We start from the raw sequence: 25,329 nt of genomic DNA, 5'->3' as shown, positions 1-25,329 counted from the left end.
CTCCCCGACGATCGCGGCGACGGACTCGGCGACGCGCGCGCGGCCGGCGGGACCACCGCGCCGCAGGACGCCGCGCAGGTAGACGTTGGCGTCGCCCAGTTCCTCGTGCAGCCGCCGCATCGCGGCGGGGTCGGCGGCGTCGAGCTGCCGGAAGTCGGGGGCGGAGCGGCCGCCGGCCCCCTCCCCCACCGCCGTGCGGGCACGCTCCAGGACGGCGGCCGAGCGGTCGATCCCTACGCACGGGTGGAAGCGCCCGGCCAGGAAGACCGTCTGGGCCCCGCTGCCGCAGTCGGCGTCGACCAGCGGCAGGTCCGGGGCGAAGTACTTCTCGAAGATCGGCATGTGCACAGCGGCCGTGATCGCGGGGTCGGTGCTCCAGATGCCCTGCGAGGAGCCGCCGTCTTCGAGTGTGGCGTTCACGGGGGTCTCTCCCTCGTCTTCTCCGCGGGCCGCGGGGTGCGGCCGCCGGGAGAGCCCGCCTACCCCGTCCGGCGCGGTTCGTGCGTCCGGGCGCGCCCCGGTCCGGGCGCGGGTGCCGCGGGGCGGGACACGGCGGGCCGGGGCGCGGCAGGACGGTCAGGCGTCCGCGCGGCCCTCGGTCCCGGCGGCGAGGTTGGCGAGCAGCTCGTCGTGGACGCGGGCCAGCCCCCTGGGGGCGAAGGCGCGCTCGAAGAAGCCGCCGACGCCGCCCGCGCCCTGCCAGACGGTGGTGACGGTGACCCGCGAGGTGCCCTCGGCCGGCCCCGGGGTGACGGTCCAGGTGGTGACCATCGAGGAGTTGCGGTCGCGTTCGACCAGCTGCCCCTCCATCGGCTCGTCCACCTCCATCAGGCAGTCGCGGACCCGCTTGGAGGTCGCCTGGAGCTTCCAGTGGACGAGCGTGCCCTTGCCGTCGCCGCCCTCGCGCACCTCGTACTCGCTGAACTGCCCGGGCAGCAGCCCGCCGCGGGTGCCGCTGTAGTCGGCGAGCGCGTCGAACACCTCCTCCGGGCGGGCCGCGATCTCGCGCTGCGTGGTGGATTCGACCTGCGCCATGACTGCTCCCCTGGTGGTCCCGGTGGCCGGCCGTCGCCCTCGCGGCGGCCGCTGACGCCAGCCAACCACCCGCGGCGCGCCCGCCCAAATCCGGGTTACCCATGAAGGGAACAGGTGTTCTATTCTTGTGCGGGTGGAACGAGGAGGTCGTATGCGCTGGGACAATCCGCACCGGGACGGACCGGGCGCGGGCGGCACCGAGGCCGCCCTCTTCGGCGCCGACGTGGTCACGCGCACGGTCGACACCCCCGAGTTCAAAGGCATCACCTTCCACGAGGTGCGGGCCCGTTCGATCATCAACCGGGTACCGGGCGCCTCCCGGATGCCGTTCGAATGGACCGTCAACCCCTACCGCGGCTGCTCGCACGCCTGCGTGTACTGCTTCGCCCGGCGCAGCCACGGCTACCTGGACCTGGACACCGGGACCGGCTTCGACACCCAGATCGTGGTGAAGACCAACGCCGACCTGCTGCTGCGCCGGGAGCTGGCCTCCCCGCGCTGGCCGGGCCACCACATAGCCATGGGCACCAACGCCGACTGCTACCAGCGCGCCGAGGGCCGCTACCGGCTGATGCCCGGCATCCTGACCGCCCTGCGCGACCACGCCAACCCGTTCTCCATCCTCACCAAGGGCACCCTGATCCTGCGCGATCTGGACCTGCTGCGCTCGGCCGGCGCGGTGGCCGAGGTGGGCGTCTCGGTGTCGGTCGCCTTCCTGGACGAGGATCTGTGGCGCACCGTCGAGCCCGGCGCCCCGGCCCCCGAACGGCGCCTGGAGGTGGTGCGCGCCCTCACCGACCACGGCATCGGCTGCGGTGTGCTGATGGCGCCGGTCATCCCGTACCTCTCCGACAGCCCCGGCCGGCTCCGCGCGACGGTGCGGGCGATCGCGGCGGCGGGCGCGACCTCCGTCACGCCGCTGGCGCTGCACCTGCGGCCAGGTGCGCGCGAGTGGTTCACCGCCTGGCTGGCCCGGCACCACCCGGGCCTGGTGGGCCACTACGAGCGGCTGTACACCGACGGCGCCTACGCCCCGAGGTGGTACCAGCGCCGGATCACCCGGCAGGTGCACGAACTGGCCGAGGAGTACGGCATCGGGCCGTCCGGGCCGGGGGCGCACCGGGGCGCCGGCCTCCTCGGCGCCCGGCCGGCCTGCGCCCCCGGGGCCGGACCGGGCCCGGTCCAGCTCACCCTGCTGTGAGGTCCGCCCGGGGCGCGCACGGCGCTCGCCCCCTCACCCGCCCCTTCGCCGACGTCCCGTCACATCCCGCCCCGTCTCCCCGTTCGGGCGCCTCCACCAGGGTTCCAGGAGGCGCTGCGATTCTCCCCCTGCGTTAGAGTAAGACCGCTCGCCGACATCGTCGGCCTGCTTCCACGCCACCTCCGGGGCCACCGCTGCGTCGTCGTCCGGAGCCTCGGGGGTGGCCGCTCCCAAACCACACCGCAGGCACCGGAAGACCCGCGGTCCGCCGCCACCGCACGGCGGTCCCGCCGGGGGAAAGGCATCAGGGATGGCCGTCTTCAAGCTGCAACTCACGGATGGCCGGGAGAGACTGGTCGAGGCGGGGCGCGCCGGGCGCACCGCCGACGGCCAGATCGTCATCGAGGACACCGACTCCCTGGGCGTGTGGGACTGCCTGGAGGAGTACCCGGCCGACCGCGTACGGGCCGTCTGGCGGCGCGGCCCCGCCGAGAGCGGCATCTACACCTGGATCCCGCAGCCCTCCGAGGGGAGTTGGTGGAGCTACTGACGGCCGCCGCCCCCGCGCCCGGCGTCCGGGGCGCGGGGTTCATCCCGCCGCCTTGGCCCCGCCTCCTTTCTTCGAAGCGGAACCCCGGGAACACCCTGTGTCGCGCTTCACAAGGCGCCGCACGCGAACGGCCTGCGTTTCGCAGCCCGACGGTCGCGCCATCCCTTACGCCGGGGAAGGGTTCCCGCTCCGGGCGGACGGCTGAACACGCCGGGGCGGGGCCGCCCCCGTCCCGCCGGCACCGGCCCCGCGGGGTCAGAGCCTGCGCAGCGCCTCGTCGGCCGCCGCGCGCAGCTCCTCGCGCTCCCTCGCGGCCAGCAGCACCAGCCGGGCCCGCGCATCTCCCAGCGCCCCGAGCCCGTCCACGCAGGCGCGGGCCACCGGCCAGTGGTGGACGGGGCCGGCCAGCAGCCGGTCCAGGACACGGATCAGGGTCGGCGCGGACTGCGGCGCACGCAGGGCCGCCAGCAGCCGTACGGGGTGCAACGCGTAGGAGGTGCGCAGCTCGTTGGTCGCCAGCGCCGCGGCGGCGCGGGCGGTACGCGGATCCCCCAGGCGCAGCAGGGCGCGGGCCGCGGCGGCACAGCGGGCCGGTTCGCGGTGGTTGAGCAGGAACACCAGCGTCTCGAAGGCCCGGGGGTCCCCGGCCCGCCCCAGAGTGCAGGCGGCCAGCTCGCGGGCCCACAAGGGGCGCGCCGGAGCGGTGAGTTCGGCGGCCAGCGCGTCACGGGCGGCGGCCGTGTCCCGCCGCGCCAGAACGAGCAGCCGCCCGTACTCCTCCGGATCCGCCTCGGCCCGCAGACGGTCCACCATTTCGCGGTCCACCGTGCCCGCCCTGCCCACCGGCACGTCACCTCCCTGTGGTAGGTGCCACATTCCTGGAAGCGGTCTACCCTCTGGCATTCGGGTTACCCGCAAGTTAGCCTGCTCATCGGAGCGGTACCCCCGCTCAGTCGGACGGCCTGGTGACGCGGCCGTCCGGTGTGCAGTCGGTTCAGCACGCGTACACGCAGGTCGAGCACGGCCCCGGGACAGGGCCGCTCTCGCTCGTTCCACACCCGCGTGACGCCGCGGGCCCGGCGCTCCCGTGCGCCCCGCCCGCCGTTCTCCCCCTCTTTCTCCCCCGCAGTCGTCACCGTCTCTTCCTCTTCCCTGGAGTCCCGTGATGGACCGTCCCACCCTCACCACCGTCGCCGTGGTCGGCCTCGGCACCATGGGCACCGGCATCGCCGAGGTGCTGGCCCGCGCCGGTCGCGAGGTCATCGGCATCGACACCGACGAGAACGCCGCCCGCCGGGCCGTCACCGCGCTGGAGGCGTCCACAGCCCGCGCCGTGGAGCGCGGGCGGATCACCGAACAGGAGCGGCGCGACGCCCTCGCCCGCTTCCGCACCTTCTGCGACCTCCAGGCCGCGGCCGAGGCCGACCTGGTCATCGAGGTGGTGCCGGAGGACTACGGCCTCAAGCAGCACGTCATCACCGAACTGGACGGCATCGTCAAGCCGGCCGCCGTCATCGCCACCGGCACCAACGCCCTGTCGGTCACCCGGCTCGCGGCCGACTCCGCGCACCCCGAGCGCGTGCTGGGGATGCACTTCTTCAACCCCGCGCCCGCGATGAGGCTGGTGGAGATCGTCTCCTGCGTGCTCACCTCCCCCGAGGCGGTCGCCGCGGTCACCGCTCTCGCCGCCGATCTGGGCAAGGAGCCGATCCCGGTCGGCGACCGGCCCGGCTTCGTCGCCGACGGGCTGCTGTTCGGCTACCTCAACCAGGCCGCGGCCATGTACGAGTCGAAGTACGCCACCCGCGAGGACATCGACGCCGCGATGCGCCTGGGCTGCGGTCTGCCGATGGGCCCGCTCGCCCTGCTGGACCTGATCGGCGTCGACACCGCCCGCACCGTGCTGGAGGCGATGTACGCCGAGTCCCGCGACCGGCTGCACGCCCCCGCCCCTGTCCTGGGCCAGCTCAGCGCCGCGGGCCTGACGGGCCGCAAGGCCGGACGCGGCTTCTACACCTACGACGCGCCGGGTTCGGCGACGGTGGTGCCGGACGCGCTCACCCCGCGCGAGGGCGGACTGCGGGGCGCCCCGCGCCGGGTGGGCTCCGTCGGCGTGGCGGGCTCGGGGACGATGGCCAGTGGCATCGCCGAGGTGTTCGCCAAGGCCGGCTACGACGTGGTGCTGGTCGCGCGCGGCGAGGAGAAGGCCAAGAAGGCCAGGGACCGGATCGCCTCCTCGCTGGAGCGGTCGGTGAGGAAGGGCCGGATGAACGCCGGGGCCCGCGACGAGACGCTCGCCAGGATCACCCCGGCCGGCTCGCTGTCCGCGATGGCGGACGTGGACCTGGCGGTCGAGGCGGTGGCCGAGGACCTGGAGGTCAAGAAGGGCCTGTTCGCGACGTTGGACGAGGTGTGCAGGCCGGGCGCGGTCCTGGCCACCACCACCTCCTCGCTGCCGGTGGTCGCCTGCGCCTGCGCGACCTCCCGCCCGCAGGACGTGATCGGCATGCACTTCTTCAACCCCGCCCCCGCGATGAAGCTGGTGGAGGTGGTGAGCACCGTCCTGACCGGCGACGACGTCCACGCCACCGTGCGCGAGGTGTGCGCCAGGGTCCGCAAACACCCGGTGGACTGCGGCGACCGGGCGGGCTTCATCGTCAACGCGCTGCTGTTCCCGTACCTGAACAACGCGATCAAGATGGTGCAGGAGCACTACGCCGACATGGACGCCGTCGACGCGGCCATGAAGCTCGGCGGCGGCTACCCGATGGGCCCGTTCGAGCTGCTGGACGTGGTCGGTCTGGACGTCTCCCTGGCGATCGAGAAGGTGCTGCACGAGGAGTTCCGCGAGCCGGGCCTGGCTCCGGCGCCGCTGCTGGAGCACCTGGTCGCGGCGGGCTGCCTGGGCCGCAAGAGCGGGCGCGGCTTCCGCGAGTACGCGAGGCGGTGAGCCCGGCGGACCCGGCGCTCCCGCCCGGGGCGGACTCCGGTTGGGGCGGACTGCTGGATCCCGGCGGCCCGCCCGCCGGCGGCGGCGCGCCGTGTAACGTTCCACACATGCCGCAGTCCGTTCGGTCCGCCCGCCCCAACGTGCCCAGCCAGCGTCTGAAGATGCGCCGTGAACTGGCCGCGGCCGCGATGGAACTCTTCGCCACCAAGGGGTACGAGGAGACCACGGTCGACGAGATCGCGGCCGCGGCCGGGGTGGCCCGGCGCACCTTCTTCCGGCACTTCCGCTCCAAGGAAGAGGCGATCTTCCCGGACCACGACGACACCCTGGAGCGTGCCGAGGCGGTGCTGGACGCGGCGCCCGCGCACGAGAACCCGCTGGACACCGTGTGCCGGGGCATCAAGGAGGTCATGCGGATGTACGCGGCCTCCCCCGCGGTGTCGGTGGAGCGCTACCGCCTCACCCGGGAGGTGCCCACGCTGCGGGAGCGGGAGATCGCGTCCGTGGCCCGCTACGAGCGGCTGTTCACCCGGTACCTGCTGGGCCACTTCGACGAGTCCGCCGTGGTCCACCGGGACGGCGACGAGGACGGCCCGGACGAGCCGCTGCTGGCCGAGGTGGCGGCGTCGGCGGTGGTCACCGCGCACAACCACGTGCTGCGGCGCTGGCTGCGCGCGGGGGGCCGGGGCGATGTGGAGGCCCAGCTGGACCGGGCCTTCGCCACCGTGCGGCGGACCTTCGGCACCGGCTTCGTCGCCGGCCGGACGGCGTCCGACCTGCCGGCCGGCTCCGCCGGAACGATCGGTCCGGCCGGCCGGAGGGGCGAGGTGCTGGTGGCGGTGGCACGCACGGACGCCCCGCTGGACCAGGTGATGCGCACGATCGAGGAGGCCCTGCGGCGGGACTGAGTACCGCGCGGCACATCGGACACGAGCGAGAACCGGCACATGCGAACATAAACAGTCGCAGACAGACATAATCGGACACAGAAACACGGCCGCCTCCCCCGGGAGGCGGCCGCTCTCACTTGCGCCCCGCTCATACGTGCACCCCCGGTGACAAGTGAGGGAAATTTTTGGCACGCAGTGTCTTGTGTGCTGGCACGCAGTGCCATAGCGTGAGTGTTGTCCGGGCACTGTCCCCGCGGTCACTGCCGTGCGCCCGGGCGCCTGCGTCACAGGCACCTTCAGCGCTACCGCGCCGAGCCGCAGCACCACCGCCGAACCGACGGCACCAGCAGCTCACACAGAGACCGAAGAAGACCCCAGCGACCCCTCAAGCGTCCCCGAACGCTCGCCGGAGGCCACAGTGAAGGAAATCCTGGACGCGATCCTCGCGTCGGACAGCAAGCCCGCCGACTTCGCCAACCTGGCGCTGCCCGAGTCCTACCGCGCGGTCACCGTGCACAAGGACGAGGCCGACATGTTCGCCGGGATGCCCACCCGGGAGAAGGACCCGCGCAAGTCCCTGCACCTGGACGAGGTGCCCCTGCCGGAGCTGGGCCCCGGCGAAGCCCTGGTGGCGGTCATGGCCTCCTCGGTGAACTACAACTCGGTGTGGACCTCGATCTTCGAGCCGGTCTCCACCTTCGGCTTCCTGGAGCGCTACGGCCGCACCTCACAACTGGCCAGGCGCCACGACCTGCCGTACCACGTCATCGGCTCCGACCTGGCGGGCGTGGTGCTGCGCACCGGCCCCGGCGTCAACGCCTGGCAGCCCGGCGACGAGGTCGTCGCCCACTGCCTGTCGGTGGAGCTGGAGAACGCCGACGGCCACAACGACACCATGCTCGACCCCGAACAGCGCATCTGGGGCTTCGAGACCAACTTCGGCGGCCTGGCCGAGATCGCGCTGGTGAAGTCCAACCAGCTCATGCCCAAGCCCGGCCATCTGTCCTGGGAGGAGGCCGCCGCCCCCGGCCTGGTCAACTCCACCGCCTACCGGCAGCTGGTCTCCCGCAACGGCGCCGGCATGAAGCAGGGCGACAACGTGCTGATCTGGGGCGCGAGCGGCGGCCTGGGCTCCTACGCCACCCAGATGGCCCTGGCCGGTGGCGCCAGCCCCATCTGCGTGGTCTCCTCCCCGCGGAAGGCCGACATCTGCCGCGCCATGGGCGCCGAGGCGATCATCGACCGCACCGCCGAGGGCTACCGCTTCTGGAAGGACGAGCACACCCAGGACCCGCGCGAATGGAAGCGCTTCGGCAAGCGCATCCGCGAGCTGACCGGCGGCGAGGACGTGGACATCGTCTTCGAGCACCCGGGCCGCGAGACCTTCGGCGCCTCCGTCTACGTCACCCGCAAGGGCGGCACCATCACCACCTGCGCCTCGACCTCCGGCTACATGCACAGCTACGACAACCGCTACCTGTGGATGTCGCTCAAGCGCATCATCGGCTCCCACTTCGCCAACTACCGCGAGGCGTGGGAGGCCAACCGCCTCATCGCCAAGGGGAAGATCCACCCCACCCTGTCCAGGACGTACTCCCTGGAGGAGACCGGCCAGGCCGCCCACGACGTGCACCGCAACGTCCACCAGGGCAAGGTCGGCGTGCTGTGCCTGGCCCCGCGCGAGGGCATGGGCGTGCGCGACGCCGAGATGCGGGCCGGGCACGTCGACGCCATCAACCGCTTCCGGAACGTGTAGAGGTCATCCCCATGGCTGAGCGCCAGAAAGACCGTCCGTGGCTGATGCGGACGTACGCCGGGCACTCCACGGCCGAGGCGTCCAACGAGCTGTACCGGCGCAACCTCGCCAAGGGGCAGACCGGCCTGTCGGTCGCCTTCGACCTGCCCACCCAGACCGGTTACGACCCCGACCACGTCCTCGCCCGCGGCGAGGTCGGCCGGGTCGGGGTCCCCGTCTGCCACCTCGGCGACATGCGCCGGCTGTTCCAGGACATCCCCCTGGAGCGGATGAACACCTCGATGACCATCAACGCCACCGCCATGTGGCTGCTGGCGCTGTACCAGGTGGTCGCCGAGGAGCGGGGCGCGGACATCTCCGGGCTGTCGGGGACGACGCAGAACGACATCGTCAAGGAGTACCTCTCGCGCGGGACGCACGTCTTCCCGCCGGGCCCCTCCCTGCGCCTGACCACCGACACGATCGCCTACACCGTGGCGCACATGCCCAGGTGGAACCCGATCAACATCTGCAGCTACCACCTGCAGGAGGCCGGGGCCACCCCCGTGCAGGAGATCGCCTACGCCATGTCCACCGCCATCGCGGTGCTGGACGCGGTGCGCGACTCCGGGCAGGTACCCGCCGAGCGGATGGGGGACGTCGTCGGGCGCATCTCCTTCTTCGTCAACGCGGGCGTCCGCTTCGTCGAGGAGATGTGCAAGATGCGGGCCTTCACCCGCATCTGGGACAGGATCACCCGCGAGCGGTACGGGATCGAGGACCCCGGGCACCGCCGTTTCCGCTACGGGGTCCAGGTCAACTCCCTGGGGCTGACCGAGACTCAGCCGGAGAACAACATCCAGCGCATCGTGCTGGAGATGCTGGCGGTCACCCTCTCCAGGGACGCCCGCGCCCGCGCCGTGCAGCTGCCGGCCTGGAACGAGGCGCTCGGCCTGCCCAGGCCCTGGGACCAGCAGTGGTCACTGCGCATCCAGCAGGTCCTGGCCCACGAGAGCGACCTGCTGGAGTACGACGACCTGTTCGCCGGCTCGCACGTGGTCGAGGCCAGGACCGCCGAGCTGGCCGAGGGCGCCCTCGCCGAGATCGAGCGCATCCAGGAGATGGGCGGCGCGATGGCCGCGGTGGAGTCCGGCTATCTGAAGTCGCAACTGGTGGCCTCGCACGCCGAGCGCCGGGCCCGCATCGAGTCCGGCGAGGAGAGGATCGTCGGGGTCAACTGCTTCGAGTCCACCGAGCCCAACCCGCTCACCGCCGACCTGGACACGGCCATCATGACCGTGGACCCGGCGGTGGAGCGCAGCGTCGTCACCGCCCTCCAGCAGTGGCGCGACGGGCGGGACGAGGCCCGCGCCCACCGGGCGCTCGCCGAGCTGAAGCGGGCCGCGGCCGGCCGGGACAACCTGATGCCCGCCACCCTGGAGTGCGCCCGCGCCGGGGTGACCACCGGTGAGTGGTCCTGGGCCCTGCGCGACGTCTTCGGCGAGTACCGGGCCCCCACCGGCGTGAGCTCCGCGCCGGTGGCGACCCCGGCCGAGGAGGGCTCGCGACTGGCCGAGGTACGCCGGAAGGCGGCGGCCACGGCCGCCGAGCTGGGCTGCGGCAGGCTGCGCCTGCTGGTGGGCAAGCCCGGTCTGGACGGGCACAGCAACGGGGCCGAGCAGATCGCCGTACGGGCCCGCGACGCGGGCTTCGAGGTGGTCTACCAGGGCATCCGGCTCACCCCCGAGCAGATCGTCTCGGCGGCCGTCGCCGAGGACGTGCACTGCGTGGGGCTGTCGATCCTCTCCGGCTCGCACGCCGAACTGGTGCCCGACGTGCTGGACCGGCTGCGTCTGGCGGGTGTGGACGATCCCCTCGGGCCCGGCGGCCCGGGCGGTACCCCCATCCCCGTCGTCGTCGGCGGCATCATCCCGAACGCGGACGCCGAGGCGCTGCGTTCCGCCGGGGTGGCGGCGGTCTTCACCCCGAAGGACTTCGGCATCACGGAGATCATCGGCCGTATCGTCGACGAGATCCGCACCGCGAACAAGCTCGACCCCCTGGAGGTCCCCGCATGACCACGCCCGCATCCCCGGTGAACCGGCTGCGTCCCCGCCGCTCATGCCTCGCGGTCCCGGGCAGCAACCCCCGCTTCCTGGAGAAGGCCCAGGGCCTGGCCGCCGACCAGGTCTTCCTGGACCTGGAGGACGCCTGCGCCCCACTGGCCAAGCCCGAGGCCCGGCACACCATCGTGAAGTTCCTCAACGAGGGCGACTGGACGGGCAAGACCCGGGTGGTGCGGGTCAACGACTGGACCACCCACTGGACGTACCGCGACGTGATCACGGTCGTCGAGGGCGCGGGCCCCAACCTGGACTGCGTCATGCTGCCGAAGGTCCAGGACGCCGCCCAGGTCAGGGCGCTGGACATGCTGCTGACGCAGATCGAGACCACGATGGGCTTCGAGGTCGGCCGCATCGGCATCGAGGCGCAGATCGAGAACGCCAAGGGCCTGGTGAACGTCGACGAGATCGCCGCCGCCTCGCCCCGGCTGGAGACCATCATCTTCGGCCCGGCCGACTTCATGGCCTCCATCAACATGAAGTCCCTGGTCGTGGGCGAGCAGCCGCCCGGCTACCCGGCCGACGCCTACCACTACATCCTGATGCGGATCCTGATGGCCGCCCGCACCCACGACCTGCAGGCCATCGACGGCCCCTACCTGCAGATCAAGAACGTGGACGGCTTCCGGGCGGTCGCCGAGCGCGCCGCGGCCCTCGGTTTCGACGGCAAGTGGGTGCTGCACCCCGGTCAGGTCGAGGCGGCCAACGAGGTCTTCTCCCCCTCCCAGGAGGACTACGACCACGCGGAGCTGATCCTGGACGCCTACGAGTACTTCACCTCCGAGGCGGGCGGCAGGAAGGGTTCGGCGATGCTCGGCGACGAGATGATCGACGAGGCCAGCCGCAAGATGGCGCTGGTCATCGCGGGCAAGGGCCGGGCCGCCGGCATGGAGCGGACCTCGAAGTTCGAGCCGCCTGCCGCCTGAGCCCCACCACCGCGGGCCGCTCCCGGTCCCCTCCCCGCCCTTCCCCTCCGCCTACGGGGCGGGGGAAGGGCGGGGAGGGGAGGGGGCGGCCCGGTCCGGTATCCCGTTCTTCCACCACACCACGGAGACCCACACCATGCAGTTCGGCCGCACCTACGAGGAGTTCGAGGTCGGGGACGTCTACCGGCACTGGCCCGGCAAGACGGTCACGGAGTACGACGACCACCTGTTCTGCCTGCTGACCATGAACCACCACCCGCTCCACATGGACGCCAACTACGCCGAGAGGACGACGGACTTCGGCAGGAACGTGGTGGTCGGCAACTACATCTACTCGCTACTGCTGGGCATGTCCGTGCCGGACGTCTCCGGCAAGGCGATCGCCAACCTGGAGATCGAGTCGCTGCGGCACGTGGCGCCGACCTTCCACGGCGACACGGTCTACGGCGAGACCACCGTCCTGGACAAGACGCCGTCGCGCTCGAAGTCCGACCGCGGCATCGTCCACGTCGAGACCAGGGGTTACAAGCAGGACGGCACCCTGGTGTGCGTCTTCCGCCGCAAGGTGATGGTGCCCACCGCCGAGTACATCGAGGCGCGCGGAGGTGCGCAGCCCGGCCGCCCCGAGCCGCGCACGGACGGGCGGGACTCCGGAAAGGGAGGCGAGTGACATGGGACGCCTGGCACAGACCGAGGGCCTGACGGACATCCAGCGGGAGATCGTCTCCACCGTCCGCGGCTTCGTCGACAAGGAGATCATCCCGGTCGCCACCGAGCTGGAGCACCGGGACGAGTACCCGGCCCAGATCGTGGAGGGCCTCAAGGAGCTGGGGATCTTCGGCCTGATGATCCCGGAGGAGTACGGCGGTCTCGGGGAGTCGCTGCTCACCTACGCCCTGTGCGTGGAGGAGATCGCCCGCGGCTGGATGAGCGTGTCCGGCATCATCAACACCCACTTCATCGTCGCGTACATGCTCAAGCAGCACGGCACCGACGAGCAGAAGGAGTACTTCCTGCCGAGGATGGCGGCCGGCGAGGTCCGCGGCGCCTTCTCGATGTCCGAGCCGGGCCTGGGCTCGGACGTGTCGGCCATCACCACCAGGGGCGTGCGCGACGGCGACGAGTACGTCCTGACCGGCCAGAAGATGTGGCTGACCAACGGCGGCACCTCCTCGCTGGTGGCGGTGCTGTGCCGCACCGACGAGGGCCACCCCGAAGGCACCGCGCCCCACAGGTCGATGACCACCTTCCTGGTCGAGAAGGAGCCGGGTTTCGGCGAGGTCAGGCCGGGTCTGACGATCCCCGGCAAGATCGACAAGATGGGCTACAAGGGCGTCGACACCACCGAGTTGCTCCTGGACGGCCTGCGCGTCCCGGCGAACCGGGTCCTGGGGGGCGCGAGCGGCCGCGGCTTCTACCAGATGATGGACGGCGTCGAGGTCGGCCGGGTCAACGTGGCCGCGCGCGGCTGCGGGGTCGCCCAGCGCGCCTTCGAGCTGGGTGTCTCCTACGCCCAGCAGCGGCACACCTTCGGCAAGCCGATCGCCCAGCACCAGGCAATCCAGTTCAAGTTGGCCGAAATGGCCACCAAGGTGGAGGCGGCGCACGCCCTGATGGTGGGCGCCGCGCGGAAGAAGGACTCCGGGCAGCGCAACGACCTGGAGGCGGGGATGGCCAAATACCTCGCCTCGGAGTACTGCAAGGAGGTCGTGGAGGACGCGTTCCGCATCCACGGCGGTTACGGTTTCTCCAAGGAGTACGAGATCGAACGGCTGTACCGTGAGGCCCCGATGCTCCTGATCGGCGAAGGCACCGCCGAGATCCAGAAGATGATCGTGGGACGCCGGCTCTTGGAGGAGTACAAGATCCAGGGGTAGAATGCCTCATTCGGGGTGTTGCCCCTCCAAAGGGGCAACACCCCGAACCGAGGCCTTCCGGGGAGCCCGCGATCCCGACAGGTGCTCTGGCTTGCCCAGTTGCCACCGATAACCGATAGCATCCCGGGAAAGCCGCCGTCCCCCGTGTTTACGCGGCCCCCCTCCGCTACGAAGGTCATTCATGCCCCACAGCCCATCCTCTGCACAACGCGGCCGTATCCGTCTCGCGCGCGGAGCGTCGCCGTGGCTCCTCCCGACCGTCGCCACCGCCGCCCTCGGCCTGGCCCGCGCCAGGCGCTCGAGAGGCGCGGCGGTGGCGGCAGTGCCCGCCACCGCCCTGGCGGCGGGCATGCTGTGGTTCTTCCGCGACCCCGAGCGAGAGATCGCCCAGGGTCGCGTCATCTCCCCGGCCGACGGCGTGGTCCAGAGCATCATGCCCTGGAAGGACGGACGCACCCGCGTCGCGATCTTCATGAGCCCGCTGAACGTCCACGTCAACCGCGCCCCGCTGGCGGGTACGGTGACGTCCGTCGAGCATGTGCCCGGCGGGTTCGTTCCGGCGTTCAACAAGGAGAGCGAGAACAACGAGCGCGTCGTCTGGCACTTCGACACCGAGCTGGGCGACATCGAGATGGTCCAGATCGCCGGTGCCGTGGCCCGGCGGATCGTGCCCTACGTCGAGCAGGGCGCCAAGGTCGAGCAGGGTGAGCGGATCGGCCTGATCCGCTTCGGATCCCGCGTCGACCTCTACCTCCCGGAGGGCGTCGAGGTCGCCGTCGAGGTCGGCCAGCCCACGACCGCGGGGGTGACTCGCCTTGACCGTGATTGACCCCAAGGCCCAGTGGGTCCCCGAGGCCGATCCGGACGAGGACGGCGACGAGATGGGCGACATGCCGCTGTCCATGCGGCTGTCGATAGCCGACGCGCTCACCCTGGGCAACGCCACCTGCGGCTTCCTGGCGGTGTACTTCACCACCACCGGCGTCCTGATCCCGCACCTGACGGGCAACGGCGACGGTGGCATGGCCCGGCACAGCGCCGCGACCGCCGTGATGCTGATGCTGCTGGCCTCGGTCTTCGACCTCTTCGACGGGCTCGTGGCGCGCAAGCTGCGCAGTTCGGCGATGGGCGCGGAGCTGGACAACCTCTCCGACCTGATCAGCTTCGGCCTGGCGCCCGCGTACTTCGTGCTGGTCTGGGGGATGGTGGCCAACGACGCGCACCAGGGCGTCTCGGCGCTCGCCGGCATCGTGGTGCTGCTGGCGGTGGTGCTGCGACTCGCCAGGTTCTCCTGTGTCACCCTGCCCAACGGGGTGTTCCAGGGCATGCCCAGCCCCTTCGGGGCGCTGACGGTCGTCTCGATCGTACTGCTGGAACTGCCGTTCGTCCCGACGCTGCTGGCCATCGTCGGGGTGGCCTGGCTGATGGTGAGCCGGGTGGAGTACCCCAAGCCGCGCGGGCTGCTGGCCGTGGCGATGCTCGGCTGGATCGTGCTGAGCATGGGCCTGCTGACGGCCTGGGCCTTCGACGCACCGGGCGGTGAGCTGCTGCTGCAGACCGGCTGCGCGCTGCAGCTGGTGCTGGGCGCGGTGATCCCGCTGTTCGCCACCGCGCGCCGGGTCAACACCTTCCGCGGCAACCGCCGTGAGGCACGGGCGGCGGCTCAGCCCTAGCCACGGCGGGGACGGTCGGCGCCCGAGTGTTTCCCGCCTTCTCCTCCTGGTCCGCGTCTTCCCGGCCCGCGCCGGGATACACCAGCGGATTCGCGAGGAGGCGTCGGAAGGAGAAGGCGGCGGGCCCGGGCCCCGTACCACCCGCCCCCCGTCACGGTGGGCGCTGACCACCCGGCCGGCGCGCGGTCACCCCTGGAAGGAGAACGTCTGCGCGTTGTTCGAGACCTCCGCCTCGCGGTACACCTTCAGCCCGCCCTCGGTCTCGCCGTCCGGCTTGAGGATGAAGCTCTCCCGCGTCGAGGGCAGCCTCGGGTCGGTGAAGTCGTGCCGGATGCCGAAGCCCCCGTCGTGGTCCTCCATGGACGTCAGCGCCTTCACCACGCCCTCCCGGGTGAGGTCCTTGTCGTCGCACGCCTGCTTCAGCGCCGCACCTCGTCGGAGGCGGCGAGTTCGTCCGCGTCCCCCGACAGCACCACCTCCCCCACCTCCAGCACGACCGCGACGGAGGCCAGCCGCAGCGCGATCACGGCGTTCTGCTCGACCAGCAGCACCGAGGTGCCCCGGGCGTTGATCTCCCGTACGGTCTCGGCGATCCGGTCGGCCATCAGGGGGGCCAGACCGAGGGAGGGTTCGTCCAGAAGCAGCAGCTTGGGGCGGGCCATCAGGGCACGGCCCATGGCGAGCATCCGCTGCTCGCCGCCGGAGAGCAGTCCGGCCCGCTGGTGGGTCCGCTCGGCCAGCACCGGGAACAGCTCCTGGACCCGTGCCTGCGCCTCGGCCGCCGCCCGGCGGCCCCCGGCCGCCCCGAGCGCACCGGCGCGGAGGTTGTCGGCCACGGTCATCCGGGCGAACACCTGCCGCCCCTCGGGCACCTGCACCACTCCGGCGGCCACCACCTGGGCGGGGTGAGGCCGTCCAGCCGCCGCCCGGCGAAGGAGACCGTGCCGGAGGCGATCGTCCCGCCGTGGAAGCGCAGGGTGCGCGAGACCGCGCGGAGCGCGGTGGTCTTGCCGGCGCCGTTGCCACCGAGGACGGCGACCACCGCGCCCTCGGGTACGTCAACGGAGACCGAGTTCAGCGCCCGTACCGGGCCGTAGCCCACGGACACCCCCCGGACCTCCAGCGAAGCGGCCGTCATCGGCCCTCCTCTTCCTCCGTCCTGTCCCCGGTGTGCTCCACCGGGATCACGGCGCTCACCCCAGCACCGGCCGCGAAGGGCCGTCCACGGCCGGTGGGCGAATCGCTGCCGGTGACCAGGGGGACCGGGCCCGGCTGTGCACGGGCACAGCGGACCCGCGGCCTCCGCTCCCGGGCGGCGGGGCGTTACGGAAAGGGAGGGGAGAGGGCGCGGGAGGGAGGCCGCGCCGGGCAGGCCGAAGGCCCGGACCGCGTGGTGCGGACCGGGCCCTCGGCGTGTTGTGAGGACGGCGTCGTGCGCCCGCGGACGGGACTTTCGCGACACACCCTCAAGGGCAGGTCACAGGCGGTCGGCCGCCAGCCGCTCGGCCACCCGCTCCAGCAGCGGTCCGGCCTGCGCCATGCAGACGGCCGGATCCGGTTCGAGGTCGGTCAGCGCGTACGCCGCCTCGATCCCGGCGGCCCGCAGCTCCTCCTCGCCGATGGCCAGGCGCCCGCACACCGCGACCGCGGGCAGGCCCGCGGCGCGGGCGGCGGCGGCCACCCCGGCGGGGGCCTTGCCGCGCAGCGTCTGGGCGTCCAGCGAGCCCTCGCCGGTGATCACCAGATCGGCACGCTCCAGGGCTTCGGCGAAGCCCAGCACCTCCAGGAGCACCTCGATGCCGGGCCGGAAGGAGGCGTCGAGCGCGGCCAGGGCCGCTTAGCCGACGCCGCCGGCCGCGCCCGCGCCGGGCCGCTGGGCCAGGTGGGCGGCGCGCGGGCCGAGGACGGTCTCCAGCACACGGGCGTAGCGGGCGAGCGCGGCGTCCAGAAGCTCCACGTCCTCCTCCCGCGCCCCCTTCTGGGGACCGTAGACGACCGCGGCCCCGTGAGGCCCGGTGAGCGGGTTGTCCACGTCGCTCGCCAGGATGAGCTCGACGTCCTTCAGCCTCGGGTCCAGGCCCGACAGGTCGGCCGTGGCCAGATGGCGCAGCGGTCCGCCGCCGGGCTGGAGGGGGCTGCCGCCGGCGTCGAGGAGGCGGGCGCCGAGCGCGGTGAGCATGCCCGCGCCGCCGTCGGTGGTGGCGGAGCCGCCCACACCGAGGACGATCGTGCGCGCCCCCGCCTCCAGCGCCGCGAGCAGCAGCTCGCCGGTGCCGTAGGTGGTGGCCGACAACGGGGCGAGGACGCCCTCGGGCATCCTCTGGAGGCCGGAGGCCTGGGCCATCTCCACCACGGCGGTGTCGCCGCGCAGCGCGTAGGAGGCGGTGACCGCCTTGCCCAGAGGCCCGGTGACCGCCGCCTGGCGCAGGGCGAATCCGGCGGCGACCGCCGCGTCGACGGTGCCGTCCCCGCCGTCCGCGACGGGCAGCGTCTCGGCCCGGGTGCCGGGGCGGGCCCGGCGGATCCCGGCCGCGGTGTGCTCGGCCACCTGGGCGGCGGTGAGCGACCCCTTGAACTTGTCCGCGGCGATCAGCACGCGGCCTGTTTCGGTGTGTGTCGTTTCCACGCGGTCTCTCTTGTGTCTCGAACAGGCTGTCGCGCCGTCTAGACCCTACCGGCGGCGGGCAGGTGGGACCACGATGCGCCATTGGACGGCCCGTGGCCGCTCGGCGCGCCCGTCCGACGAACCGGAAGAACCATTTCATAGTTGGGTGATATGAGCACCGATGTGAGCACTCCCCCCCAGGAACCCGCTCCGGAGACGGCCCGGGAGGACCCGCCTCCGGACACCAAGGTGATCGCCATCGGGGTGGTGGCCGTGCTGGCCGTGGTGGCCTGGGCGGCCATCGGCACGGACGGTTTCTCCTCCGTCTCCACCACCGCGCTGAACTGGGTACTGGGAAACTTCGGCTGGCTGTTCACCCTCGCCGCCGATCTCTTCCTGGTGCTGTGCGCGGTGATCGCGATCAGCCGCTTCGGCCGGATCAGGCTCGGCAGGGACTCCGACGAGCCGGAGTTCTCCAACCTGGCGTGGATCGCGATGATGTTCAGCGCCGGCATGGGCATCGGCCTGATGTTCTACGGCGTGGGCGAGCCGCTGACGTACTACGTCGACCCGCCGCCCTTCGGCGACGTCCAGAGCGGCAGTGGCGCCGCCGAGCGTGTGGCGCTGGAGTACTCCTTCTTCCACTGGACGCTGCACCCCTGGGCGATCTACGGCGTGGCCGGCCTCGCACTGGCCTACGTCACCTTCCGCAAGGGCCGCGGCAACCGCATCAGTTCGGTCTTCGTCCCGCTGCTGGGCGAGCGCCGCGCGAACGGCTGGCCCGGCCGGATCATCGACCTGCTGGCCGTCTTCGCCACGGTCTTCGGCACCGCCACCAGTCTGGGCCTGGGCGCCCTGCAGGTGGCCAAGGGCCTGAACCTGACGGTCGGCTGGGACGACGGCAGGGAACTGCAGCTGCTCGTCATCCTGGTGCTGTCGGCCGCGTTCGTCATCTCGGCGTTCTCCGGACTGCACCGGGGCATCAAGTGGCTCAGCAGCATGAACGTGGTGCTCGCGGCCCTGCTGATGCTCTTCGTCTTCCTGCTGGGCCCGACCGTGTTCATCCTCGACGCGATCCCGGCGGGGATCGGCGCCTACCTCCAGGACCTCGTGGTGCTCTCGTCCCGGACCGGCGCGTTCGGCAGCAAGGAGTGGCTGGGCACCTGGACGATCTTCTACTGGGCCTGGTGGCTGTCGTGGGCGCCGTTCGTGGGCACCTTCATCGCCCGCATCTCCCGCGGCCGCACCATCCGCGAGTTCCTGACCGGCGTCCTGCTGGTGCCCAGCGGCGCCACGGTCGTCTGGTTCTGCGTGATGGGCGGCAGCGCCATGCGGCTGGACGCCACCGGCGAGGCGGACATGGCCGGACGGCTGGAGGACGGTGTGGAGGCCTCGCTGTTCGGCCTGCTGGAGGCCCTTCCGCTGGGCACGGTCACCTCGGTGATCGCGATGATCCTGGTGATGACCTACTTCGTCACCAGCGCCGACTCCGCCTCCCTGGTGATGGGTTCGCTGACCTCCGGCGGCGCGCTGCACCCGCGCGAGTGGCTGGTCGTCGTCTGGGGTGTGCTGATGGCGGCGGTGGCCGCCGTCCTGCTGCTCGCGGGTGGCCTGGAGGGGCTGAAGACGGGGACGATCCTGGTGGCGCTGCCCTTCGTCGTGGTGATGCTGGCACTGTGCTGGTCGCTGGTGAAGGAACTGCGCGAGGACCCGGGCGCCGGGCCGCCCCGCCACCATCCGCTGCACGGGGCGCGCGAGGCCATCCGGGCGATGGTCGGCGAGGCCGTCAGCGAGGAGCAGAGCGCCCGTCGCCATCCGCGGCTGCGGCGGGCGGCCGGGGGCGGCAAGGCCTCCGCAGGGGACGGGGAGGACTCGCAGGGATCCTGACGCCTCCGTGTGCCTCTTCCGGCGGGGCCCCGCCCCGCCGGAAGAGGCCCGGCGTACGCGCCCCCGGCCGTACCGGCCGGGGGCGCGGCTTCTTCACGGGTGTGACCTGCCCGGTCACGGCACCGGCGCGGGGCCCCTCCCCCCGCGGCCGGCTCAGCCCTCCTGGATCCCGGGCGTCGTGTCGATCTCCCGCAGCCGGGCCTCCGCCTCCTGGCCCGTGCGCGTCTCCGTGCGGTGGCCGCGTGCGACGTAGTCGCGCACGACCGCCTCGATCGCGTCGCGGGGGTTGCCGATCCCGCTCAACACCATGACCTCGGCGACCGGTTCGGTGTCGAGCGAGATCTCCGCCTTCGCCATGGCGGCACCGGCCACCGTCCGGCCGGGCGGGGAGCCCATCGCGGGAACCGGCCGGAGCCGGGAGTCCGGGAGCGCCTTGCGGGGTCTGGGCCTCCGGGCCGCGTGCTAGGCGCGCGACCGCAGGCGGCGCCAGACCGCCTTGGCCGCGTTGTGGCCGGACATGCCGTGGACGCCCGGGCCCGGCCAGGTGGCCGAGGAGCACAGGTAGACGGCCGGATGGGCGGTGGCGTACGGGACACGGGCGAGCCCGGGCCTCAGCAGCGTCTGGAGTCCGGTGAAGGCGCCGCAGGCGATGTCGCCGCCGACGTAGTTGGCGTTGCGGGCCGCCAGCTCCGGCGGGCCCGCGGTGGCGCGGGCCAGCACCCGGTCGCGGAAGCCGGGCGCGAAGCGCTCGATCTGCCGCTCGATCGCCTCGGTGGCGTCCCCGCTCCAGCCGCGCGGCACATGGCCGTACGCCCAGAAGACGTGCTTGCCCTCCGGCGCCCGGCCCGGGTCGACCACGGTGGGCTGGGCCGTGATCAGGAACGGCGGGTCGGGCTGGACGCCCTCGGTGGAGGCGGCGCGCAGCGCGGCGGCGATCTCGCCGCCGGAGGGGCCGATGTGGACGGTCCCGGCGCGGCGGGCGGCCTCGGAGGTCCACGGGACCGGGCCGTCCAGGGCGTAGTCGATCTTGAAGACTCCGGCGCCGTGGCGGAAGTGCCGGTAGGCGTCGCCCAGCCCGGCGATCCGGGCCAGCGCGGTGGGCGAGGTGTCGAAGACGTAGGCGCGGGCGGGCGGCAGCTCGTCCAGCCGCCGCACCTCGAACCCGGTGTGGACCTGCCCGCCCAGATCGCGCAGGTAGGCGGCGAGCGCGTCGGACAGGAACTGGGAGCCTCCGCGCGGCATCGGCCAGCCGACCTCGTGCGCGGCCAGCGCGAAGACCAGGGCGATGCCGCCGGTGGCGGGCGAGGTGGTCGGGCCGATGGCGTGGGCGGCCAGCCCGAACATCAGCGCGCGGGCCCTCTCGTCGCGGAAGCGGCGCACCAGCCAGTCCACCGGCTGCAGGCCCAGCAGCCCGAAGCGGGCCAGGGTGACCGGGTCGCGGGGCAGCCCGTCCCACGGCACCTTGAAGAAGTCCCCGGCCAGGGTCGTCCAGCGGCCCAGGAACGGTGCCACCAGCCGGCGGTACGTCCCCGCGTCGCGCGGCCCGAGGGAGGCGGCCGTCCCGGCCGGCGAGCGTGCCAGCACCCCGGCCGTGCCGTCGGGGAAGGGGTGGGCCAGGGGCAGTTCGGGGTGGAGCCATTCGAGTCCGTACCGCTCGGTGAGCGGCATCGCGGAGAAGGCGGGCGAGCCGACACCCAGCGGGTGCACGGCCGAGCAGGGATCGTGCCGGAAGCCGGGCAGCGTCAGCTCCTCGGTGCGCGCCCCTCCCCCGACCGACTCCATCGCCTCGAACAGCTCGACGGAGAAGCCCCGCCGGGCCAGCTCCACCGCGGCGGTGAGCCCGTTCGGACCGGCTCCCACCACGACCACGTCCCGCATCGACGCCATGTCGGATTCTCCCCTCGGCGCTGAGGTCTGACCGGCTCAGGCCAGCAGGGAGAGGATACGACGCACCGTCAGGGCGTCCCGGGCGGCGGTGAAGGGCAGCGCGTTGCCGCCCGCCAGGCGGAACGGTCCCCCGCCGAGCGTGGCGTGACCGCCGCCCGCCTCGGCCACCAGCAGCAGCCCGGCGGCGTGGTCCCAGGCGTTCTCCCAGGTGAAGGCCACCGCGTCGAGCGCGCCGCGTGCCACGTTCAGGTACTCAAGACCCGCCGAGCCGCACGGCCGGGGCCCGACCCCGTCGGTGTACAGGCCCTCCAGGGAGCGCTTCTGCGCGTCGGTGGTGAAGTCCGGGTGCGAGTGGGCGACCTCCAAAGGCTCGCCCGGCGCGGGGCTGCCGGAGCGGATCTCCTCGCCGTCGAGGCGTGCGCCCTCGCCGCGCACGGCGACGGCCAGCTCCTCGAGGGCGGGCGCGTACGTCCAGGAGGCCAGCAGCGTACCGCCGTGGGCGAGGGCCACCAGGGTGCAGAAGCCGGGGTCGCCGTGGACGAACTGGCGTGTGCCGTCCACCGGGTCCACGATCCACACCGGCGCCTCGCCGCCCAGCGCCCCGTAGACCGCCGGGTTGTCGTGCACCGCCTCCTCGCCGACGACCACCGAGCCGGGCAGCAGTGCGGTCAGGGCCCCGGTCAGGTGCTCCTCGGCACGCCGGTCGGCGATGGTCACCAGGTCGTGCGGGCCGCTCTTCTCGGCCACCTCGTGCTCGGCAAGCTGCCGCCAGCGCGGCATGATCTCGGCCGCGGCTGCCTTGCGCACGGCCTCTTCGACACCCGTCAGCAGTTCGTCGTCGATCATCCGTCCATGGAAGCACGCCGCCGGGGGTTCCCGCCGGACGGCGGGTGGCCGCGAGGTGAACGGACGGCTCCCCCACAGCCTCCCCGCCCGTCCGGTCCGCGGTGTCAGCGGCCCACCGCGTAGCCCTGCATGCCGCGCGGGTTGGCCGCCGCCGACAGCACGCCCGTCTCCGGGTCGCGGGCGACCGCGCACAGCCGCCCCTCCGTCCAGGGGCCGCCGACGGTCACCAGATGCCCGCGCCGCCGCAGCTCGCGTACGGCCGCCTCCCCGGCGCGGGACTCGACCGTGACGGCGCCCGGGCGCATGGCCCGGGGCCAGAACGAGCCGGGGAAGCCCTCGTGGTGCCAGTTCGGGGCGTCGATGGCGCCCTGGAGGTCATATCCGCCGCGCACCGGCTCACGCAGGGCGACGGCGAGCAGGAAGTGGGTCTGCCACTGGTCCTGCTGATCCCCGCCGGGTGTGCCGAAGGCCAGGACCGGTTCCCCGTCGCGCAGTGCGAGCGAGGGGGTGAGGGTGGTGCGCGGGCGGCGGCCGGGGGTGAGGGTGTTCGGCAGTCCGGGCTCCAGCCAGGCCATCTGGAGCCGGGTGCCGAGAGGGAAGCCGAGAGCGGGGACGGTGGGATTGGACTGGAGCCAGCCGCCGCTGGGCGTGGCGCTGACCATGTTGCCCCAGCGGTCCACGACATCCAGATGGCAGGTGTCGCCGGAGGCCGCGCCGTCGCGGGCCACGGTGGGCTCGCCGGTGCCGGCCGCGCTGTCCTCCGCCCGTGCGGCGGTCACGGCCGCGTGTGTGCCGAGCCGGGGTGTGCGTCCGCCGGGGCTTCCGGGGCGCAGCTCGTGGGAGGCGTTCTCGCCGACGAGAGCCAGGCGCCGCGCGGTGTAGGCGCCCGAGAGCAGGTCCTCCAGCGGTACGGTGCCGGCCCCCCGCGCGTCGCCGTACCAGGCCTCGCGGTCGGCGAAGGCCAGCTTGCTCGCCTCGATCACGGTGTGGAGGTACTCCCCCGTGCCGTACTCCGGTCCGTTTCCGGGCAAGTCCGCCAGGAGGGCGAGCTGCTGGAGCATCACCGGGCCCTGCGACCAGGGCCCGGCCTTGCAGACCGTCCAGCCGTTCCAGTCGTGGGTGACGGGCTCCTCGTAGGCGGCTGACCAGGAGGCCATGTCGTCGCCGGTGAGGGTGCCGGCGTGGCGCTCGCCGGAGGTGTCCATGGCGGGACGGGCGGCGAAGTCGGCGAGCGCCTCGGCCACGAAGCCCTCGCGCCATACCCGCCGGGCGGCCTCGATGCGCCTCTCGCGCCCCGTCCCGGCCGTCTGCGCCTCGGTCAGCAGCCGCCGCCAGGTGGCGGCGAGGGCGGGGTTGCGCAGCAGAGCGCCGGGCGCCGGGGAGCGTCCGCCGGGCAGATACAGCTCGGCGGAGGTCGTCCACTCCGTCTCGAACAGCTCGCGCACCCGTTCCACCGTCGCCCCGATCCCCGGTACGGCCGGGTGGCCGTGCTCGGCGTAGCCGACGGCGTACTTCAGCACGTCGGCGAGCTCGCGGGTGCCGTGGTCGCGCAGCAGCGTCATCCAGGCGTCGAACGCGCCGGGGACGGCGGCGGCCAGCGGGCCGGTGCCGGGCACCAGCTCCAGGCCGAGCGAGGTGTAGTGCTCCACCGTCGCGCCGCGCGGCGCGGGCCCCTGCCCGCACAGCACCCGCACCGGGCGGCCGGCGGGCGCCAGGATGATCGGTACCTCCCCGGCGGGGCCGTTGAGGTGCGGCTCGACGACCTGAAGGACGAAGCCCGCCGCGACGGCCGCGTCGAAGGCGTTGCCGCCGTCCTCCAGGACGGCCATGGCGGAGGCGGAGGCCAGCCAGTGGGTGCTGGAGACCATGCCGAAGGTGCCCCGCAGGGTCGGGCGGGTGGTGAAGGTCATCGGTTCGGCTCCCGGGGACGGTCGGCAAGGGGCGGCACGGCCGGCGGGTGCGGCGTGTCCTGGCGCAGTGTGTCACCGCGGCCCGGCGGAAACACGGTCGAGGTCCGGGCACCCGGCTGCGTAGGCTCGGACCCATGAGCACGCAGGGCAGGCAGGGCGCGCACGGCTCCGGCGGGAAGGACCGGGACGGGGGGACCGGGACGGGCCCAAGGCCGCTGGTGGCCCTCCTCAGCGGCGCGGGCGTCTCCACCGACTCCGGGATCCCCGACTACCGCGGCCCGGACGGAGTGTGGCGCAAGGACCCCGAGGCCGAGAAGCTCGTCACCTACGACCACTACATGAACGATCCGGAGATCCGCCGCCGCTCCTGGCGGATGCGGCTGGAGAGCCCGGCGCTGCGGGCCGGGCCGAACGCCGCGCACGAGGCGGTGGCGCGACTGGAGCGCTCCGGGGTGCCGGTGCGGGTGATCACCCAGAACGTCGACGGGCTGCACCAGATGGCCGGGATGCCCGAGCGCAAGGTGGTGGAGCTGCACGGGACCGCGCGGGCCGTGGTGTGCACCGGGTGCGGCGCGCGTTCGGGGATGGAGCGGGCGCTGGAGCGGGTGCGGGCCGGGGTCGCGGACCCGGAGTGCCCGCGGTGCGGCGGCGTCCTGAAGCCGGCCACCGTGATGTTCGGCGAGGCGCTGGATCCGCAGGTGCTGGGCGAGGCGCCGGCCATCGCCAGGGCGTGCGAGGTGTTCGTCGCGGTCGGCACCAGCCTGCAGGTGCAGCCCGCCGCCTCGCTGGCCGGGATCGCCGCCGAGCACGGTGCGCGGCTGGTGATCGTCAACGGCGAGCCCACGCCGTACGACCCGCTGGCCGACCGGGTGGTGCGCGAGCCGGTCGGACGGTCACTGCCGGCGCTGCTGGAGGAGTTGGCGGCGGGCTGAGACGGGCGGCGCGACCGCGCCGGGTCTCCCGGACACGGGCGCGGGCGGGCGGGCCGGTCACCGGCCGACGGCGGGGCCTCCACTGGCCAGTACCCCTTCGATGTCCCGGCGGCGGCGGTCGGAGACCCTTGCCGCGGCCGCCAGCAGCAGGGGCGTCAGGGCGGCCGGGTCGGCGGCCACGGTCTCGGCCGCCTCCGCGACCGCGACCGGGCCCGTGCCCTGCTCCAGCAGTTCTTCCACGACCTGTTCCGGCAGTTCGACGTCACCCCCCGCACCGACTGAACCCGCCCCGCGCCGAGGCA

At 73.1% G+C, this 25,329-nt stretch carries 21 protein-coding genes and 3 pseudogenes; 13 read left to right on the top strand and 11 right to left on the bottom strand.

What is annotated here, in order from left to right:
• Both AC2CJA_RS08230 and AC2CJA_RS08225 read right to left on the bottom strand, forming a co-directional pair.
• Nucleotides 1-420 (bottom strand): annotated as a pseudogene (locus tag AC2CJA_RS08230) (SAM-dependent methyltransferase); the annotation flags it as partial.
• A 156-nt stretch (nucleotides 421-576) separates the two neighbouring features.
• A complete protein-coding gene (locus tag AC2CJA_RS08225; RefSeq protein WP_484602009.1) occupies nucleotides 577-1,035 on the bottom strand; it encodes an SRPBCC family protein in 459 nt (152 codons plus the stop codon).
• Nucleotides 1,036-1,186: 151 nt separating this feature from the next.
• On the opposite strand from AC2CJA_RS08225, the gene AC2CJA_RS08220 reads away from it, so the two are divergent.
• Both AC2CJA_RS08220 and AC2CJA_RS08215 read left to right on the top strand, forming a co-directional pair.
• Nucleotides 1,187-2,236 carry an Rv2578c family radical SAM protein gene (locus tag AC2CJA_RS08220; RefSeq protein WP_484602008.1) on the top strand — a complete coding sequence of 350 codons (1,050 nt, stop codon included), beginning with the start codon at nucleotides 1,187-1,189 and terminating at the stop codon, nucleotides 2,234-2,236.
• Nucleotides 2,237-2,546: 310 nt separating this feature from the next.
• On the top strand, nucleotides 2,547-2,786 hold the full coding sequence (locus tag AC2CJA_RS08215; RefSeq protein WP_206349720.1) for a hypothetical protein: 240 nt from the start codon (nucleotides 2,547-2,549) through the stop codon (nucleotides 2,784-2,786).
• Between the two features lie 255 nt (nucleotides 2,787-3,041).
• Here AC2CJA_RS08215 and AC2CJA_RS08210 read toward each other — a convergent pair whose 3' ends face one another.
• Nucleotides 3,042-3,599 carry a HEAT repeat domain-containing protein gene (locus AC2CJA_RS08210; protein WP_484602011.1) on the bottom strand — a complete coding sequence of 186 codons (558 nt, stop codon included), beginning with the start codon at nucleotides 3,597-3,599 and terminating at the stop codon, nucleotides 3,042-3,044.
• A 352-nt stretch (nucleotides 3,600-3,951) separates the two neighbouring features.
• Between AC2CJA_RS08210 and AC2CJA_RS08205 the strand changes: the two genes are divergently transcribed.
• From AC2CJA_RS08205 to pssA, 9 genes are all read left to right on the top strand, one after another.
• Entirely contained in the window at nucleotides 3,952-5,736 is a 1,785-nt protein-coding gene (locus AC2CJA_RS08205) for a 3-hydroxyacyl-CoA dehydrogenase family protein (RefSeq protein WP_484602007.1), read from the top strand.
• Between the two features lie 107 nt (nucleotides 5,737-5,843).
• On the top strand, nucleotides 5,844-6,644 hold the full coding sequence (locus AC2CJA_RS08200) for a TetR family transcriptional regulator (RefSeq protein ID WP_484602006.1): 801 nt from the start codon (nucleotides 5,844-5,846) through the stop codon (nucleotides 6,642-6,644).
• A 400-nt stretch (nucleotides 6,645-7,044) separates the two neighbouring features.
• The gene (ccrA, locus tag AC2CJA_RS08195; RefSeq protein WP_484602005.1) at nucleotides 7,045-8,382 is read left to right on the top strand and encodes a crotonyl-CoA carboxylase/reductase; all 1,338 of its coding nucleotides are present in this window, start codon (nucleotides 7,045-7,047) and stop codon (nucleotides 8,380-8,382) included.
• An 11-nt stretch (nucleotides 8,383-8,393) separates the two neighbouring features.
• Nucleotides 8,394-10,439, top strand: a complete 2,046-nt coding sequence (locus AC2CJA_RS08190; RefSeq protein WP_484602004.1) for a protein meaA — start codon at nucleotides 8,394-8,396, stop codon at nucleotides 10,437-10,439.
• Nucleotides 10,436-11,410, top strand: a complete 975-nt coding sequence (locus tag AC2CJA_RS08185) for an HpcH/HpaI aldolase/citrate lyase family protein (protein WP_484602003.1) — start codon at nucleotides 10,436-10,438, stop codon at nucleotides 11,408-11,410. The genes AC2CJA_RS08190 and AC2CJA_RS08185 overlap by 4 nt, the downstream gene beginning before the upstream one ends.
• 136 nt (nucleotides 11,411-11,546) lie before the next feature.
• Nucleotides 11,547-12,080 (top strand): MaoC family dehydratase, encoded by a 534-nt coding sequence (locus AC2CJA_RS08180; RefSeq protein ID WP_484602002.1) that lies wholly within the window; start codon nucleotides 11,547-11,549, stop codon nucleotides 12,078-12,080.
• A gap of 1 nt (nucleotide 12,081) precedes the next feature.
• Entirely contained in the window at nucleotides 12,082-13,287 is a 1,206-nt protein-coding gene (locus AC2CJA_RS08175; protein WP_484602001.1) for an acyl-CoA dehydrogenase family protein, read from the top strand.
• 181 nt (nucleotides 13,288-13,468) lie between these two features.
• Nucleotides 13,469-14,116, top strand: coding sequence for a phosphatidylserine decarboxylase (locus tag AC2CJA_RS08170; RefSeq protein WP_484602000.1), 648 nt, complete (start codon nucleotides 13,469-13,471; stop codon nucleotides 14,114-14,116).
• Entirely contained in the window at nucleotides 14,103-14,960 is an 858-nt protein-coding gene (pssA, locus tag AC2CJA_RS08165; protein ID WP_484601999.1) for a CDP-diacylglycerol--serine O-phosphatidyltransferase, read from the top strand. Before AC2CJA_RS08170 ends, pssA begins: the two co-directional genes overlap by 14 nt.
• Before the next feature lie 186 nt (nucleotides 14,961-15,146).
• On the opposite strand, the gene AC2CJA_RS08160 is transcribed toward pssA, so the two are convergent.
• From AC2CJA_RS08160 to AC2CJA_RS08150, 3 genes and pseudogenes are all read right to left on the bottom strand, one after another.
• Entirely contained in the window at nucleotides 15,147-15,338 is a 192-nt protein-coding gene (locus AC2CJA_RS08160) for a hypothetical protein (protein WP_484601998.1), read from the bottom strand.
• A 41-nt stretch (nucleotides 15,339-15,379) separates the two neighbouring features.
• Nucleotides 15,380-16,098 (bottom strand): annotated as a pseudogene (locus AC2CJA_RS08155) (ABC transporter ATP-binding protein).
• A gap of 339 nt (nucleotides 16,099-16,437) precedes the next feature.
• Nucleotides 16,438-17,556 (bottom strand): annotated as a pseudogene (locus AC2CJA_RS08150) (glycerate kinase).
• A 180-nt stretch (nucleotides 17,557-17,736) separates the two neighbouring features.
• Here AC2CJA_RS08150 and AC2CJA_RS08145 point away from each other — a divergent pair.
• Nucleotides 17,737-19,452, top strand: coding sequence for a BCCT family transporter (locus tag AC2CJA_RS08145; protein ID WP_484601997.1), 1,716 nt, complete (start codon nucleotides 17,737-17,739; stop codon nucleotides 19,450-19,452).
• Nucleotides 19,453-19,605: 153 nt separating this feature from the next.
• On the opposite strand, the gene AC2CJA_RS08140 is transcribed toward AC2CJA_RS08145, so the two are convergent.
• From AC2CJA_RS08140 to AC2CJA_RS08125, 4 genes are all read right to left on the bottom strand, one after another.
• Nucleotides 19,606-19,809, bottom strand: a complete 204-nt coding sequence (locus AC2CJA_RS08140) for a DUF2191 domain-containing protein (protein ID WP_484602010.1) — start codon at nucleotides 19,807-19,809, stop codon at nucleotides 19,606-19,608.
• Between the two features lie 105 nt (nucleotides 19,810-19,914).
• Nucleotides 19,915-21,339: a phytoene desaturase family protein gene (locus tag AC2CJA_RS08135; RefSeq protein WP_484601996.1), complete on the bottom strand. Its 1,425-nt coding sequence runs from the start codon at nucleotides 21,337-21,339 to the stop codon at nucleotides 19,915-19,917.
• Nucleotides 21,340-21,375: 36 nt separating this feature from the next.
• Nucleotides 21,376-22,185, bottom strand: coding sequence for an inositol monophosphatase family protein (locus AC2CJA_RS08130; RefSeq protein ID WP_484601995.1), 810 nt, complete (start codon nucleotides 22,183-22,185; stop codon nucleotides 21,376-21,378).
• Between the two features lie 104 nt (nucleotides 22,186-22,289).
• Nucleotides 22,290-24,095 carry a gamma-glutamyltransferase family protein gene (locus AC2CJA_RS08125; protein WP_484601994.1) on the bottom strand — a complete coding sequence of 602 codons (1,806 nt, stop codon included), beginning with the start codon at nucleotides 24,093-24,095 and terminating at the stop codon, nucleotides 22,290-22,292.
• 134 nt (nucleotides 24,096-24,229) lie between these two features.
• Between AC2CJA_RS08125 and AC2CJA_RS08120 the strand changes: the two genes are divergently transcribed.
• Nucleotides 24,230-25,027, top strand: coding sequence for an SIR2 family NAD-dependent protein deacylase (locus AC2CJA_RS08120; RefSeq protein WP_484601993.1), 798 nt, complete (start codon nucleotides 24,230-24,232; stop codon nucleotides 25,025-25,027).
• Nucleotides 25,028-25,084: 57 nt separating this feature from the next.
• Here AC2CJA_RS08120 and AC2CJA_RS08115 read toward each other — a convergent pair.
• The coding region (locus tag AC2CJA_RS08115) for a hypothetical protein (RefSeq protein ID WP_484601992.1) at nucleotides 25,085-25,329 on the bottom strand (245 nt) is incomplete at its 5' end.

Source organism: Streptomyces sp. ATLC9 (assembly GCF_057196705.1).
The sequence above is the reverse complement of the archived record's forward strand: the minus strand, read 5'-3'. Positions and strand labels throughout refer to the sequence as shown.

Excerpts from the sequence above, each read along its gene's own strand:
- AC2CJA_RS08145 (WP_484601997.1), top strand. The coding sequence starts at position 17,737 with ATGAGCACCGATGTGAGCACTCCCCCCCAGGAACCCGCTCCGGAGACG.
- AC2CJA_RS08220 (WP_484602008.1), top strand. The coding sequence starts at position 1,187 with ATGCGCTGGGACAATCCGCACCGGGACGGACCGGGCGCGGGCGGCACC.
- AC2CJA_RS08215 (WP_206349720.1), top strand. The coding sequence starts at position 2,547 with ATGGCCGTCTTCAAGCTGCAACTCACGGATGGCCGGGAGAGACTGGTC.
- AC2CJA_RS08175 (WP_484602001.1), top strand. The coding sequence starts at position 12,082 with ATGGGACGCCTGGCACAGACCGAGGGCCTGACGGACATCCAGCGGGAG.
- AC2CJA_RS08200 (WP_484602006.1), top strand. The coding sequence starts at position 5,844 with ATGCCGCAGTCCGTTCGGTCCGCCCGCCCCAACGTGCCCAGCCAGCGT.
- AC2CJA_RS08185 (WP_484602003.1), top strand. The coding sequence starts at position 10,436 with ATGACCACGCCCGCATCCCCGGTGAACCGGCTGCGTCCCCGCCGCTCA.
- AC2CJA_RS08125 (WP_484601994.1), bottom strand. The coding sequence starts at position 24,095 with ATGACCTTCACCACCCGCCCGACCCTGCGGGGCACCTTCGGCATGGTC.
- AC2CJA_RS08180 (WP_484602002.1), top strand. The coding sequence starts at position 11,547 with ATGCAGTTCGGCCGCACCTACGAGGAGTTCGAGGTCGGGGACGTCTAC.
- AC2CJA_RS08205 (WP_484602007.1), top strand. The coding sequence starts at position 3,952 with ATGGACCGTCCCACCCTCACCACCGTCGCCGTGGTCGGCCTCGGCACC.
- AC2CJA_RS08140 (WP_484602010.1), bottom strand. The coding sequence starts at position 19,809 with ATGGCGAAGGCGGAGATCTCGCTCGACACCGAACCGGTCGCCGAGGTC.
- AC2CJA_RS08135 (WP_484601996.1), bottom strand. The coding sequence starts at position 21,339 with ATGGCGTCGATGCGGGACGTGGTCGTGGTGGGAGCCGGTCCGAACGGG.
- AC2CJA_RS08190 (WP_484602004.1), top strand. The coding sequence starts at position 8,394 with ATGGCTGAGCGCCAGAAAGACCGTCCGTGGCTGATGCGGACGTACGCC.
- AC2CJA_RS08170 (WP_484602000.1), top strand. The coding sequence starts at position 13,469 with ATGCCCCACAGCCCATCCTCTGCACAACGCGGCCGTATCCGTCTCGCG.
- AC2CJA_RS08120 (WP_484601993.1), top strand. The coding sequence starts at position 24,230 with ATGAGCACGCAGGGCAGGCAGGGCGCGCACGGCTCCGGCGGGAAGGAC.
- AC2CJA_RS08225 (WP_484602009.1), bottom strand. The coding sequence starts at position 1,035 with ATGGCGCAGGTCGAATCCACCACGCAGCGCGAGATCGCGGCCCGCCCG.
- AC2CJA_RS08210 (WP_484602011.1), bottom strand. The coding sequence starts at position 3,599 with ATGGTGGACCGTCTGCGGGCCGAGGCGGATCCGGAGGAGTACGGGCGG.
- AC2CJA_RS08130 (WP_484601995.1), bottom strand. The coding sequence starts at position 22,185 with ATGATCGACGACGAACTGCTGACGGGTGTCGAAGAGGCCGTGCGCAAG.